This is a genomic window from Pseudomonas alliivorans (assembly GCF_017826695.1).
GTDB lineage: Bacteria > Pseudomonadota > Gammaproteobacteria > Pseudomonadales > Pseudomonadaceae > Aquipseudomonas > Aquipseudomonas alliivorans.
This window is the reverse complement of record NZ_JAFFZW010000002.1, coordinates 962,756-976,313: the sequence shown is the minus strand read 5'-3', so window position 1 is coordinate 976,313 and position 13,558 is coordinate 962,756. Positions and strand designations below refer to the sequence as shown.

Genomic DNA, 13,558 nt, shown 5'->3' with positions numbered 1-13,558 from the left:
GTACAAGGACGGCGGCCTTGAAAAGTCCGCCGTCCGGTGTGTCTTGTTATGCGCCGACCATGGTCGGACTTTTGCCGGGTGTCAGCGTGTCTGGTCGTGCGGGTGCGATACCGGCTTCGAACTCGGACCGGAAGTATTTGATCGCACTGCCCAGCGGCTCGACGGCTCCTGGTGCGTGTGCACAGAAGGTCTTGCCAGGGCCGAGGAAATTGACCAGACCGAGCAGGGTTTCGATATCACCCGGCTGGCCCTGACCGTTCTCGATCGCGCGCAGCATCTTCACGCTCCACGGCAGGCCGTCGCGGCATGGCGTACAGAACCCGCAGGATTCCTGGGCAAAGAACTCTTCCATGTTGCGCAGCAGCGAAACCATGTTCACCGAGTCATCGACCGCCATGGCCAGACCGGTACCCATCCGCGTACCGACCTTGGCAATGCCACCGGCATACATCTGGGCATCCAGATGCTCCGGCAGCAGGAAGCCTGTACCGGCACCCCCAGGCTGCCAGCACTTGAGCTTGAAGCCGTCGCGCATGCCACCGGCATAGTCTTCGAACAGTTCGCGAGCCTGCACGCCGAATGGCAGCTCCCACAGGCCGGGGTTCTTGACCTTGCCGGAGAAGCCCATCAGCTTGGTGCCATGGTCTTCACTGCCTTCGCGGGCAAGCGACTTGTACCAGTCGTTGCCGTTGTTGACGATGGCTGGCACGTTGCACAGGGTTTCGACGTTGTTCACGCAGGTAGGCTTGCCCCAGACACCCACGGCAGCGGGGAAGGGCGGCTTGGAGCGCGGGTTGGCGCGGCGGCCTTCCAGGGAGTTGATCAGTGCGGTCTCTTCACCGCAGATGTAACGACCGGCGCCGGTGTGCACGAACAGCTCGAAATCGAAACCGGTGCCCAGAATGTTCTTGCCCAGCAGTCCCGCTGCCTTGGCCTCGGCCACGGCGCGGTTCAGGTGCTTGGCCGCCGTCACGTATTCGCCACGCAGGAAGATGTAACCACGATAGGCTTTCAGGGCCTTGGCGCTGATGAGCATGCCCTCTACCAGCAGATGGGGCAGTTGCTCCATCAGCATGCGGTCTTTCCAGGTATTGGGCTCCATCTCGTCCGCGTTGCACAGCAGGTAGCGGATGTTCATGGACTCGTCTTTTGGCATCAGGCCCCACTTCACGCCAGTGGGGAAGCCTGCGCCGCCGCGACCCTTGAGACCGGAGTCCTTGACGGACTGGACGATCTCGTCGGCCGACTGCTGGAGCAGCGCCTTGCGCGCTGCTGCGTAGCCGTCTTTGGTCTGGTATTCGTCAAGCCACACTGGCTCGCCGTCATCACGCAGACGCCAGGTCAACGGGTGAGTTTCTGCGGTGCGCGCAATGCGGTTCGCAGGGCCGAAGGACGTGATGGTCATAGGTAACCCTCCAGCATCTTGGCTACGCCAGCAGGCTGTACGTCGCCGAAAGTATCGTCATCGACCATCACGGCCGGAGCCTTGTCGCAGTTGCCCAGGCAGCAGACGGGCAGCAGGGTGAAGCGGCCGTCTTCGGTGGTTTGACCCAGGCCGATGCCCAGCGAACTCTTGATCTCGTCGACCACTGATTCGTGGCCGCCGATGAAGCAAACCATGCTGTTGCAGACACGAATGATGTGGCGTCCGACCGGCTGACGGAAAATCTGGCTGTAGAAGGTGGCCACGCCTTCGACGTCGCTGGCAGGAATGCCCAGCAGATCGCCAATGGCGTAGATCGCACCGTCCGGCACCCAGCCACGTTCCTTCTGAACGATCTTCAGGGCTTCGATGGATGCCGCGCGCGGATCCTCGTAGTGATGCATTTCATGCTCGATGGCCGAGCGCTCTGTTTCGCTCAGCGCGAAACGGTCTGTCTGGATAAGCGGGCTGTTCATGCTTAGCGGTCCACGTCGGCCATAACGAAATCGATACTACCCAGGTACGCGATCAAGTCCGCGACCATGCTGCCTTTGATCACCGAAGGGATCTGCTGCAGGTGCGGGAAGCTTGGGGTGCGGATCCGGGTACGGTAGCTCATGGTGCCGCCGTCGCTCGTCAGGTAATAACTGTTGATACCCTTGGTCGCTTCGATCATCTGGAAGGACTCGTTGGCCGGCATGACCGGGCCCCACGAAACCTGCAGGAAGTGCGTGATCAGGGTTTCGATGTGCTGCAGCGTGCGCTCTTTTGGCGGTGGCGTGGTCAGCGGGTGATCCGCCTTGTACGGGCCGGCCGGCATGTTGCGCATGCACTGGTCGATGATCTTGATGCTCTGGCGCATTTCTTCCACGCGCACCATGCAACGGTCGTACGCATCACCATGGACAGCCAGCGGGACTTCGAACTCGAAGTTCTCGTAACCCGAATAGGGACGAGCCTTGCGCAGGTCGAAGTCCAGGCCGGTGGCACGCAGGCTTGGGCCGGTAACGCCCCAGTCCAGCGCTTCCTTGGTGTTGTAGGCAGCAACGCCGACCGTACGTCCCTTGAGGATGCTGTTCTGCAATGCAGCCTTGGTGTATTCGTCGAGCCGCTTCGGCAGCCAGTCCACGAAGTCCTTGACCAGTTTTTCCCAGCCGCGTGGCAGATCGTGTGCAACACCGCCGATGCGATACCAGGCCGGGTGCAGACGGAAACCGGTAATGGCCTCGATCACCGTGTACGCCTTCTGGCGGTCGGTGAAGGTGAAGAACACCGGAGTCATCGCGCCCACGTCCTGAATATAGGTACCCAGGAACAGCAAGTGGCTGGTGATACGGAAGAACTCGGCCATCATGATACGAATCACGTTGACGCGATCAGGCACCGTGATACCGGCCAGCTTCTCGACCGAAAGCACGTACGGCAGGTTATTCATTACCCCGCCCAGGTAATCGATGCGGTCGGTGTAGGGAATGTAGCTGTGCCAGGACTGGCGCTCGCCCATCTTCTCGGCACCACGGTGGTGATAGCCGATGTCCGGAACGCAGTCGACGATTTCTTCGCCGTCCAGCTGCAGGATGATACGGAACGCACCGTGAGCCGAAGGGTGGTTCGGGCCCAGGTTGAGGAACATGTAGTCCTCGTTCTTGCCGGAACGCTTCATGCCCCAGGCTTCCGGATTGAAGCGCGCGGCTTCTTCTTCCAGTTGCTGCTTGGCCAGTGTCAGGCTGTAAGGATCGAATTCGGTTGCGCGCGCAGGGAAGTCCTTGCGCAGCGGGTGACCTTCCCAGGTCGGCGGCATCATGATGCGGGTCAGGTGCGGGTGGCCCGGGAAATCGATCCCGAACATATCCCACACTTCTCGCTCGTACCAGTTGGCGTTAGGCCAGATACCGGTTACGGTCGGCACGCTCAGGTCGCCTTCCGACAGCGCTACCTTGATCATGACGTCGCTGTTACGTTCTATCGACATCAGGTGATAGAACACAGTGAAATCGGCGCCCGGCAGATTACGGCGGTGGGTGCGCAGGCGCTCGTCCACGCCATGCAGGTCGTAGAGCATGGCGTACGGCTTGGACACCTGACGCAGGAACGTCAGGATTTCCACTAACCGGGCGCGCTCGACCCACAGCACAGGCATGCCGGTGCGGGTCGGTTGGGCCGTGAAGGCCTCGGCGCCAAAACGGTTGTTCAGTTCAACGACGACATCTTGGTCGTCAGCCTTGTAAGGCGGGATGTACAGAGCGTTGTCTGCAGTCATAGGTCTCAATCACTTCGGTCAACGTACAGAATCAACCCCGGTTCCTGTCTTTTTTATAAGAAGAACGGGCTGGATCAGACTTCGTCGGGGCTGCGCAGGTTGGTGACCTGAATACGCTGTTCGCGGCGCTGTTCCTTTTGCGACGGCATGTCGGCGCGATAGACGCCTTGATCACCGACGACCCAGGAAAGTGGGCGACGCTCCTGGCCGATGGATTCCTGCAGCAGCATCAGGCCTTGCAGGAATGCCTCGGGGCGGGGCGGGCAGCCGGGCACGTAGACATCCACGGGGAGGAACTTGTCCACACCTTGAACCACGGAATAGATGTCGTACATGCCACCGGAGTTGGCACAGGCGCCCATGGAAATGACCCATTTCGGTTCAAGCATCTGTTCATACAGACGCTGAATGATGGGAGCCATCTTCAGGAAAGGCGTACCGGCGATTACCATGAAATCCGCCTGACGTGGCGAAGCCCGGATAACCTCGGCGCCAAAGCGCGCGATGTCGTGAGGAGCCGTAAAGGCGGTGGTCATTTCCACGTAGCAGCACGACAGGCCGAAGTTGTAGGGCCACAGGGAATTTTTACGTCCCCAGTTGACCGCACCGTTCAGCACGTCTTCGAGCTTGCCCATGAAAATGTTTTTGTGGACTTGGTCTTCTAACGGATCGGAAACGGTTTCCCGTTTGCCGATGGGGTACTGCTCGTTAGGAGCGTCCGGGTCGATCCTTGTAAGGTTGTATTGCATCGCCAAAGCCTCATTGTTTCAGCTTCGCTTGCCGGTTACGGCGACCTTCAGGAGCCCAATCAAGTGCTCCAACCCGCCATAGGTAGACAAGACCTGCCAACAGAATTGCTATGAAAACGAGAGCTTCGACGAATCCGGTCCAGCCGCTTTCACGGACGGACACAGACCAGGCAAAGAGAAAAAGGGCTTCAATGTCAAAGATCACGAAAAGCATCGCGACCAGATAGAATTTTGCGGAGAGACGCAGACGCGCGCTGCCGGTGGGCAACATGCCGGATTCGAAAGGTTCGTTCTTGCTGCGGCCCCAGGCCTTGCTTCCGAGCAGGCTGGAGAGACCGAGCATGAAGGCGCAAAGGCCGACAACACCCAAAAGGAAAATGGCGAAGCCCCAGTTGTGGGCAATCAATCCTGTCGATTCGGGCATGCTGGCAGTCCTTGTTAGAGAGCAAAGGTCTCTGTGCTTGATAAAGAGTCGAGGCAGTGACGAAATGTCGCAGAGCAGTCAACGCGATGATTTTATGTGCAAACAGTTGGCAAGTAAATTTTCTACATCAAATTTATTCAACGAATCAATCGGCTATAAGCCCGAAACAAGGCCGGAGGGCCTGCCAGGCGGGCGTTACAGCGCATTTTGCCAATTATGTATCAACCGGTCGAAAATGAATGAAACGCAATTTGAATGATAATTGATATCATTTGAAGGGTTCTGTTAGTTCAACCTGCCATAGTTACGCCATGAGTTGATTAAGAGTCTGCAGGTTTTATCGCATTGCGCGCAGAGTCTTACATTGTCCCGGATCAATACAGTGCACCGATGCCCGGGAATAAAAAAACCGCCCCTTGGGGCGGTTTTTATCTGGCGCATTGCCGGTTGGATCAGTGGAACTGTTCTTCTTCTGTCGAGCCGGTCAAAGCAGTGACCGACGACACGCCGCCCTGGATCACGGTGGTCATGTCGTCGAAGTAGCCAGTGCCCACTTCCTGCTGGTGGGCCACGAAGGTGTAGCCCTTGGCGGCGTCGGCGAACTCCTGTTCCTGCAGTTTCACGTAAGCGGTCATGTCGTTGCGGGCATAGTCGTGCGCGAGGTTAAACATGCTGTGCCACATGTTATGGATGCCGGCCAGGGTGATGAACTGGTGTTTGTAGCCCATTGCCGACAGCTCGCGCTGAAATTTCGCGATGGTCGCGTCGTCCAGATTCTTCTTCCAGTTGAAGGAAGGCGAGCAGTTATAAGACAGCAACTGGTCCGGGTATTCCTTTTTGATCGCCTCGGCGAAGCGACGTGCTTCGTCCAGATCCGGTTTTGCGGTCTCGCACCAGATCAGATCGGCGTATGGCGCGTAGGCCAGGCCGCGGGAGATCGCCTGATCCAGACCGGCACGGACCTTGTAGAAACCTTCCGGCGTGCGCTGACCGGTCACGAACGGCTTGTCGTAAGGGTCGCAGTCCGAGGTCAGCAAGTCCGCGGCGTTGGCGTCGGTACGGGCCAGAATGATGGTCGGCACGCCTGCTACGTCGGCAGCCAGGCGGGCAGCCACCAGCTTCTGAATGGCTTCCTGAGTGGGCACGAGCACCTTGCCACCCATGTGACCGCATTTCTTCACCGAGGCCAGTTGGTCCTCGAAGTGAACGCCGGCAGCACCGGCCTCGATCATGCTTTTCATCAGCTCGTAGGCGTTCAGTACGCCGCCGAAACCGGCTTCTGCGTCTGCCACGATGGGCGCGAAATAGTCGATATAGCCTTCATCACCCGGATTCTTGCCGGCTTTCCACTGGATCTGGTCGGCGCGACGGAACGAGTTATTGATGCGCTTGACCACGGTCGGCACCGAATCAACCGGGTACAGCGACTGATCCGGGTACATGGACTCGGCAGAGTTGTTGTCGGCGGCAACCTGCCAGCCGGAGAGGTAGATCGCCTGAATGCCAGCCTTGACCTGCTGAACCGCCTGGCCGCCTGTCAGCGCGCCCATACAGTTGACGAAGTCCTTGTCAGGCCGGAAGGACGGCCTGGCACCTTGCGTGACCAGATTCCAGAGCTTGTCGGCGCCCATTTTTGCGAGGGTGTGTTCCGGTTGAACCGAGCCACGCAAGCGGACCACATCAGCGGCGGAATAGGTACGAGTCACGTGTTTCCAGCGCGGATTTTCAGCCCAGTCTTTCTCGAGAGCCGCTATTTGTTGTTCGCGTGTCAGTGCCATGGAGATAAACCTCTAGAAGTAGGTCTTGTTGGAAAGTCCTGCTCCGCCAAAACGCCTTGTTTATCGAAGGCACGGTAGATGGCTGCTCGCTGACAAGAGACCCTGCGTCGGGCCGGGGCTTGACTGACTGCGATGGATGAACGATGGCTCGAGGAGAGAGAGCAGGGCGCCGGGCATGACTCAGTCAAGTGGACAGTCTGGCTCGTGGATGCCGTTGTGCGTCACCAAAAGCCTTGCCGGGTTACCGTTTACGCTTCCGTCCCTCGGGACAACTTCGTTCCAGTCGCAACCTCGTCAAACTGCCTTGTGGGCGGTGCGGACACGAATCGGCTCTAGTGGGTGGGTCAGAGCGGCGATTCGAAGGCCTGTTCAGGGCCTCTGATCAGCGGGAGCGAGGCAATCATGCCTCGCGGTTTTTTGTCCGTCAAACAATTTGTAGTGCTTTTTATGAATCACTACATATCTGTTTGAAAGCGACCGGTTGGTCATTAAAAGCCCCGCAGGTATTGGCTTTCAGGCGTGCGCAGGCTATTCGAGGGCTTGCACCATTACGCGCAGTACCATGTCGTCCCGACCCTGGGTCGAATAGCGTTGGGCGACGCCGTTCTGATCGGCCATCGACTGGTCGCTGCTACTGGCCAGCGTGATCCATTCACCGAGGCGGCCGCTGACCTGGCTGTCGGTGCTTTGCACCTTGATGGCGTCAGGGCGTTCCTGGCTCATCCGGTCGCGGTTGGTGCTGATATTCAGGTGCACAGTTTCGCCTGTGACGCTGGCGGTGACGTAAAACCCTTGAGTCACGTTGCGGTATTCGGTATTGCTCTGCGCGTAGCCGTAAGAGTCGGTAGACGAGGTGGTCAAGGGCACGCTTTGTCCGACCTGGATGAGCGCTGGCGTGCCCTCGGTGGCCTGTATCTGTTGCACCCCGCCTTCGCGACTGACGGTGCCGTAGTTGATGACCCGGGACCCGTTGGCGCTGCGAGAGGCGTTTTCACTGGTGTCCACGCTGATGAGCAGGCGCTTGGGCGCGGTATCGAGTTGCGAAATCAAGGTGCGAAGTTCCTCGATCTTGCGTGAGTCCGCATTGACGACAAGCTGGTTTCCGTAAGCGCTGACCGTGCCCTCCTGCCCGAGGAAGGATTTGGCAACGGGCAGCAGATCGGCACTGGTCCGGTAATTCAGCGGTACAACTTCCGTCGCCGCGAGTGTGCAGGTGCTGAATATGATCAGCAGCGAGGCGAGCAGGGTACGTCCTGACATGTCCAGTCTCCGCAATGATTGCGTAAAGCATGAGTGTGCCATGTTGTCGGCCTGTAGCGAGCAAGCTGAATGGCCGGATGGCAAAACGCCCCGAGATTTTTATCTCAGCCTGGTCCGGCTGGAAAAAAATCGGGGCGTCATGTTTTGTAGTGCGTTTATAAGCGCCTACATGCCTTGGTTCAGGCCTGTCGGACCATGTTCACGTGTGGCAGTCCTGCTTCGAGAAACTCGTCACTGACCACGGTGAAGCCGAAACGCTCGTAAAACGCGATGGCTTGAACCTGGGCGCTGAGTTTCTGCTCCTTCAAGCCACGCTTCTCGGCCTCGTTGATCGCGGCGGTCAGCAGTGCTTCACCGACCTTGAGGCCTCGCCAGTCCTTGAGTACAGACAGTCGACCAATTTCACCATCCTGCAGGAGGCGGGCAGTGCCGATCGGGTAATCGCCCTCGGAGGCCAGGAAGTGCACGGCATCCATGTCCTCCGAGTCCCACTCCAGTTCTGGCGGAACCGATTGCTCGGCGATGAAGACCGCATCGCGGATGCGCCTGATATCGGCGTTTTTTCTCTGCCAGTCTGCAACAGATACGGTGACTTTATTCATCGGCAAATCCCAGGCTTCCTTGTTTTACGAGTTCGCAAAGCAGATTGCGTCCTTCGTCATCGGCCAACCATTGGCCAAGGTTTTCGCTGTGCAGTGCATCGGCAGCGCAGATCAGTTTGAGCAGTTCGCGCAGGTTGCCCGGCAACAGGCGGCTCTGGCCACTGGCAAACAGTAGCAGATCATCGTCCACTTCCGACCAGGCCAGGCGTGCGCTCGGATTGCGAATGAGCACTGCACCCTGTTCCAGACTGTCGAGCAGGTCCTCTTCGGCCAGTTCCGGGCCGGTCACCAGCTCCGGGTAGCGGGGCTCGGTCATGAACTGTCCGAACCAGGTCAGCAGCAGGCGCTCGTCGCCCATGTGTTCGGCCAGCAGGGCCTTGAGGCGACCCAGTGCGTCGTGCTGGATCTGGTGCGGATCGCTGACCGGCTGTGCGTCTGCGTCGGTGTAGCGCTCTTCGTCGGAGATGAACTGGCTGAGGAAGTCAGTGAAGTGGGTCAGCACTTCGGCGGCTCCCGGAGCGCGAAAGCCCACCGAGTAGGTCAGGCAGTCGTCCACGGCCACGCCGCAGTGGGCCAGGCGCGGTGGCAGGTAAAGCATGTCGCCCGGCTCAAGCGTCCATTCTTCGGTCGCTTCGAAGTCGGCAAGGATGCGCAGGTCTGCGTGCTGCAGAAGAGGGCTGTCGGAGTCGCACATCTGGCCGATCTGCCAGTGCCGCTTGCCGTGACCCTGAAGCAGAAACACGTCGTAATTGTCGAAATGCGGGCCAACGCTGCCGCCCGGCGCGGCGTAGCTGATCATCACGTCGTCGATACGCCAGCTCGGCAGGAAGCGGAAGTTTTCCAGCAGTTCGCTGACTTCCGGAACGAACTGATCGACCGCCTGGACCAGCAGGGTCCACTCACGCTCAGGCAGTTTGCTGAACTCGTCTTCGGCGAACGGGCCGCGACGCAGCTCCCAGGGCCGCTCGCCCTTTTCGATGACCAGTCGCGACTCGACCTCTTCTTCCAGGGCCAGGCCAGCCAGCTCGTCTGCATCGATCGGACTCTGGAAGTCCGGCAATGCCTGACGGATCAGCAATGGCTTTTTCTGCCAGTAGTCACGCATGAAGACGCGTGCGCTGATGCCGCCCAGAAGTTGAAGAGGAATATCAGGATTCATGTGTAAGCCCTTGAAATGAAAACGCCCGGCACAGCCGGGCGTGTGCAAATTGTCTTGCGTGTCAGATGCGCTTGGCTTGAGCTGCCGCGTTGCCGATGTAATTGGCGGGGGTGAGCGTTTTCAGCTCGGCCTTCGCTTCGGCAGGCATGTCCAGGCCGTCGATGAAAGTTTGCAACGCTTCCGGGCTGATGCCCTTGCCGCGTGTCAGTTCTTTCAGCTTTTCGTACGGGTTTTCGATGTTGTACCGACGCATGACGGTCTGGATCGGCTCGGCCAGCACTTCCCAGCAGGCGTCCAGATCGGCAGCGATGCGTTGCTCGTTCAGTTCCAGCTTGCCGATGCCTTTGAGGCTGGCTTCGTAGGCGATCACGCTGTGGGCGAAACCGACGCCCAGATTGCGCAGCACGGTGGAGTCGGTCAGGTCGCGCTGCCAACGGGAAATCGGCAGTTTGCTGGCCAGGTGCTGGAACAGTGCGTTGGCGATGCCCAGGTTGCCTTCGGAGTTCTCGAAATCAATCGGGTTGACCTTGTGCGGCATGGTCGACGAGCCAATTTCGCCCGCGATGGTGCGCTGTTTGAAATAACCCAGGGAGATGTAGCCCCAGATGTCGCGGTCGAAGTCGATCAGGATGGTGTTGAAGCGTGCAACGGCATCGAACAGCTCGGCGATATAGTCGTGCGGCTCGATCTGAGTGGTGTAGGGGTTGAAGCCCAGGCCCAGTTCATCTTCGATGAATGCACGTGCGTTGGCTTCCCAATCGATATCGGCGTAGGCGGACAGGTGTGCGTTGTAGTTGCCCACCGCACCGTTGATCTTGCCCAGCAGTGGCACTGCCGCGATCTGTGCGATCTGGCGTTCCAGTCGGTAGACGACGTTGGCCAGTTCTTTGCCCAGAGTGGTCGGAGATGCGGGCTGACCGTGGGTGCGCGATAGCATTGGCACATCGGCGAAACGGATGGCCAGTTCACGGATGGAGTCGGCGATCTGGCGCATCAGCGGCAGCATGACGGTGTCGCGGCCTTCGCGCAGCATCAGAGCGTGGGACAGATTGTTGATGTCCTCGCTGGTGCAGGCGAAATGGATGAATTCGCTGACTTTTTCCAGCTCGGGCAGTTTGGCAGCCTGCTCCTTGAGCAGGTACTCCACGGCTTTCACGTCGTGGTTGGTCGTGCGCTCGATCTCTTTCACGCGCTCGGCGTGGTCCACGGAGAAGTCTTCGGCCAGCGTGTTGAGGATGGCGTTGGCCTGTGCGGAGAATGCCGGGACTTCAGTGATCTGCGGGTGGGCCGCCAGACGCTGGAGCCAGCGGACTTCGACCATCACACGAAAACGGATCAGGCCGTATTCGCTGAAAATAGGGCGCAGGGCCTGGGTTTTGCCGGCGTAGCGGCCATCAACAGGGGAAACCGCAGTGAGCGAAGAAAGCTGCATGGGATGCTCTCGGACAGTCGGGCAACGAAAAGGGCGCGTATCATACATGAAAAATCAGTCCGACTGAGGCGGACTGACCAGCGTAGATCGCACCGTGCCTGTGGTGGTGAGGGTCATTGTGGCGCGGCGGGTCAGCCGTGCAGCAATGGGTAAAGTTCTTTCAATAGCTTGCGTCGATTGAAGACCAGCTGCCAGCGATGACCGCCAACCTGTCGCCACAACCGCGCCGAGCGAATCCCGGCCAGCAACAGGGCGCGGATCTTCGATGCGTTGTTGGGCTGCTGCAGATTGCGCATGTCGCCGTGCACCTGGATGCGCTGGCGCAATGTGCTCAGCGTATCCTGATACAGAGCGCCCGTGGCGGCGATGACATTCTCGTGGGCTACACCAAAATGCTCGGCCTGGGACTGAATCACCGGAATCCGTTTGCCGATCACTTCCAGCATGTCGTCACGCTTGGCGAGCTGGCGCTCCAGGCCAAGCATGGCCAGGGCATAGCGCAGCGGCTCGCGCTGCAGGGTCGCGGGATCTCGCTCCAGCGCGCTGACCATCGCGCGATAGCCTTCATGCAGGTTCAGGTCGTCGCCGCCATAGACGTCCAGCGTGTCCTTGGGGTCGATCACCAGCAGGCTGCCGATCATACAGCTCATCGCCGCTTCGCTGACCTGGCCGGTCTTGGCGATCCGGTCGACCAGCACGGCGGCCTGGAATACGCCACCCAGCGCGATCAGTTGTTCCTGAGTCGGGGTCATCAACGCTTGTCCTTGCTGGTCCAGGGTTCGGCGACTTCGATCACGCCGCCGCCCAGGCAGATTTCGCCATCGTAGAACACGACGGACTGGCCGGGTGTGACCGCGCGCTGCGGTTCGTCGAACGTAGCGCGATAACCGTCAGCCGTCTTCTCCAGCGTGCAGTGCTGGTCGCCCTGGCGATAACGAACCTTGGCAGTCAGCTTGCGCGGGCTGCTCAGGTCGATGGGGTTGACCCAGTAGATTTCCGAAGAGACCAGCGCCCGTGAGAACAGCCAAGGGTGATCATTGCCCTGGCCGACAATCAGTTCGTTGTGCTCCAGGTCCTTGACCAGGACGTACCACGGATCATCGCTGGCATCCTTGAGGCCGCCAATGCCCAAGCCCTGGCGCTGGCCGATGGTGTGGTACATCAGTCCGCTGTGACGGCCGATCACTTCACCTTCGGTGGTCTTGATCTCGCCCGGCTGGGCGGGCAGGTACTGGCGCAGGAAGTCGGTGAAGCGACGCTCGCCGATAAAGCAGATCCCGGTGGAATCCTTTTTCCTGGCGGTCGCCAGGTCATGCTTTTCAGCGATGGCACGCACTTCCGGCTTTTCCAGTTCGCCGACCGGAAACAGCGTTCTTGCGATCTGTTCGCCACCCACCGCATGCAGGAAATAGCTCTGGTCCTTGTTCGGGTCCAGCCCCTTGAGCAGTTCGGTACGGCCGTCGATATCCCGGCGGCGCACATAGTGGCCGGTGGCAATCAGATCGGCACCCAGCATCAGGGCGTAGTCCAGGAAGGCCTTGAACTTGATTTCCCGGTTGCAGAGGATGTCCGGGTTGGGGGTGCGTCCGGCCTTGTATTCTTCCAGGAAGTGTTCGAACACATTGTCCCAGTACTCGGCGGCAAAGTTGGCCGTGTGCAGCTTAATGCCGATCTTGTCGCACACAGCCTGAGCGTCGGCCAGGTCTTCGCGGGCGGTGCAATATTCCGTTCCGTCGTCTTCTTCCCAGTTCTTCATGAACAAGCCTTCCACCTGATAACCCTGCTCCATGAGCAGTACGGCGGAAACGGAAGAGTCCACGCCGCCGGACATGCCGACGATCACGCGCTTCATTTCTGAGTTGGAGGGAGCTGGATCACGCATAGGGATTCAATGGGTGGCCTTGAAAAGGACGCGATTCTATCAGGCTGAGGGCGTCCAGTCTCACGCCTTGTCGCGCAGCAGGTCGAGACTGAATCGTTCGCCATTCAAATAATCGTCCACGCAGCGCAGTACCAGCTCACTGCGCCAGCGGTCCTGCTCGCCAAGCAGTTGGTCGCGTGTCAGCCAGATCGGTCGGACGATGCCGTCATCCAAGGTGTAGTCGGGATGATGGCGTAGCGCCTTGGCGGCAAAGCAGATCCGCTGATAGGTCACGCCGTTGCTGGGTGCGGTATAGAGGTAAATCCCCACCACGCTGGTGAGTTCCACATCCCAGCCGGTCTCTTCCAACGTTTCGCGAACGGCCGCGCGCTGCAGGCTTTCGTTCGGATCCAGATGACCTGCGGGCTGATTCAGCACCTTGCGACCCCCCTTGATCTCTTCGACAAACAGAAATCTACCCTGGTCCTCGACAATCGTGGCAACGGTAACGTGGGCTTGCCAATCCATACGTGGCTCCTTCGAGAGAGGAATGAGGCGCGAAGTATAGGTGTTGTAACGTGCTCTTCGCTTGAACGAAAAAGCCCCGGCG

At 59.3% G+C, this 13,558-nt stretch carries 13 protein-coding genes; all 13 read right to left on the bottom strand.

The features are described from left to right. Nucleotides 1–46: 46 nt before the first annotated feature. The 13 genes from nuoF to JTJ32_RS08920 all read right to left on the bottom strand — a co-directional run bounded on the left by nuoF (nt 47) and on the right by JTJ32_RS08920 (nt 13,476). A complete protein-coding gene (gene nuoF / locus JTJ32_RS08980) occupies nt 47–1,405 on the bottom strand; it encodes an NADH-quinone oxidoreductase subunit NuoF (protein ID WP_004884644.1) in 1,359 nt (452 codons plus the stop codon). Continuing rightward, nucleotides 1,402–1,899, bottom strand: a complete 498-nt coding sequence (nuoE, locus tag JTJ32_RS08975; protein ID WP_024685527.1) for an NADH-quinone oxidoreductase subunit NuoE — start codon at nt 1,897–1,899, stop codon at nt 1,402–1,404. The genes nuoF and nuoE overlap by 4 nt, the downstream gene beginning before the upstream one ends. A 2-nt stretch (nt 1,900–1,901) precedes the next feature. Then, nucleotides 1,902–3,683 carry an NADH-quinone oxidoreductase subunit C/D gene (gene nuoC, locus JTJ32_RS08970; protein ID WP_099228005.1) on the bottom strand — a complete coding sequence of 594 codons (1,782 nt, stop codon included), beginning with the start codon at nt 3,681–3,683 and terminating at the stop codon, nt 1,902–1,904. Nucleotides 3,684–3,757: 74 nt separating this feature from the next. Next, the gene (locus JTJ32_RS08965; protein WP_004884656.1) at nt 3,758–4,432 is read right to left on the bottom strand and encodes a NuoB/complex I 20 kDa subunit family protein; all 675 of its coding nucleotides are present in this window, start codon (nt 4,430–4,432) and stop codon (nt 3,758–3,760) included. Nucleotides 4,433–4,442: 10 nt separating this feature from the next. After that, nucleotides 4,443–4,856: an NADH-quinone oxidoreductase subunit A gene (locus tag JTJ32_RS08960; protein ID WP_002554011.1), complete on the bottom strand. Its 414-nt coding sequence runs from the start codon at nt 4,854–4,856 to the stop codon at nt 4,443–4,445. A gap of 452 nt (nt 4,857–5,308) precedes the next feature. Next, entirely contained in the window at nt 5,309–6,634 is a 1,326-nt protein-coding gene (gene aceA, locus JTJ32_RS08955) for an isocitrate lyase (protein ID WP_099228004.1), read from the bottom strand. Between the two features lie 528 nt (nt 6,635–7,162). Then, a complete protein-coding gene (locus JTJ32_RS08950) occupies nt 7,163–7,894 on the bottom strand; it encodes a secretin N-terminal domain-containing protein (RefSeq protein WP_099228002.1) in 732 nt (243 codons plus the stop codon). Between the two features lie 179 nt (nt 7,895–8,073). Further along, entirely contained in the window at nt 8,074–8,496 is a 423-nt protein-coding gene (locus JTJ32_RS08945; protein WP_004884663.1) for a GNAT family N-acetyltransferase, read from the bottom strand. Continuing rightward, nucleotides 8,489–9,655, bottom strand: coding sequence for a ribosomal protein uL16 3-hydroxylase (locus JTJ32_RS08940; RefSeq protein WP_184323331.1), 1,167 nt, complete (start codon nt 9,653–9,655; stop codon nt 8,489–8,491). The genes JTJ32_RS08945 and JTJ32_RS08940 overlap by 8 nt, the downstream gene beginning before the upstream one ends. A 61-nt stretch (nt 9,656–9,716) precedes the next feature. Beyond that, nucleotides 9,717–11,087 carry an adenylosuccinate lyase gene (gene purB / locus JTJ32_RS08935; RefSeq protein WP_210041811.1) on the bottom strand — a complete coding sequence of 457 codons (1,371 nt, stop codon included), beginning with the start codon at nt 11,085–11,087 and terminating at the stop codon, nt 9,717–9,719. Nucleotides 11,088–11,218: 131 nt separating this feature from the next. After that, a complete protein-coding gene (hflD, locus tag JTJ32_RS08930) occupies nt 11,219–11,839 on the bottom strand; it encodes a high frequency lysogenization protein HflD (RefSeq protein WP_099227999.1) in 621 nt (206 codons plus the stop codon). Next, nucleotides 11,839–12,969, bottom strand: a complete 1,131-nt coding sequence (mnmA, locus tag JTJ32_RS08925) for a tRNA 2-thiouridine(34) synthase MnmA (protein ID WP_099227998.1) — start codon at nt 12,967–12,969, stop codon at nt 11,839–11,841. Before mnmA ends, hflD begins: the two co-directional genes overlap by 1 nt. 60 nt (nt 12,970–13,029) lie before the next feature. Then, nucleotides 13,030–13,476, bottom strand: a complete 447-nt coding sequence (locus tag JTJ32_RS08920) for an NUDIX hydrolase (protein WP_210041810.1) — start codon at nt 13,474–13,476, stop codon at nt 13,030–13,032. Nucleotides 13,477–13,558 lie beyond the last annotated feature (82 nt).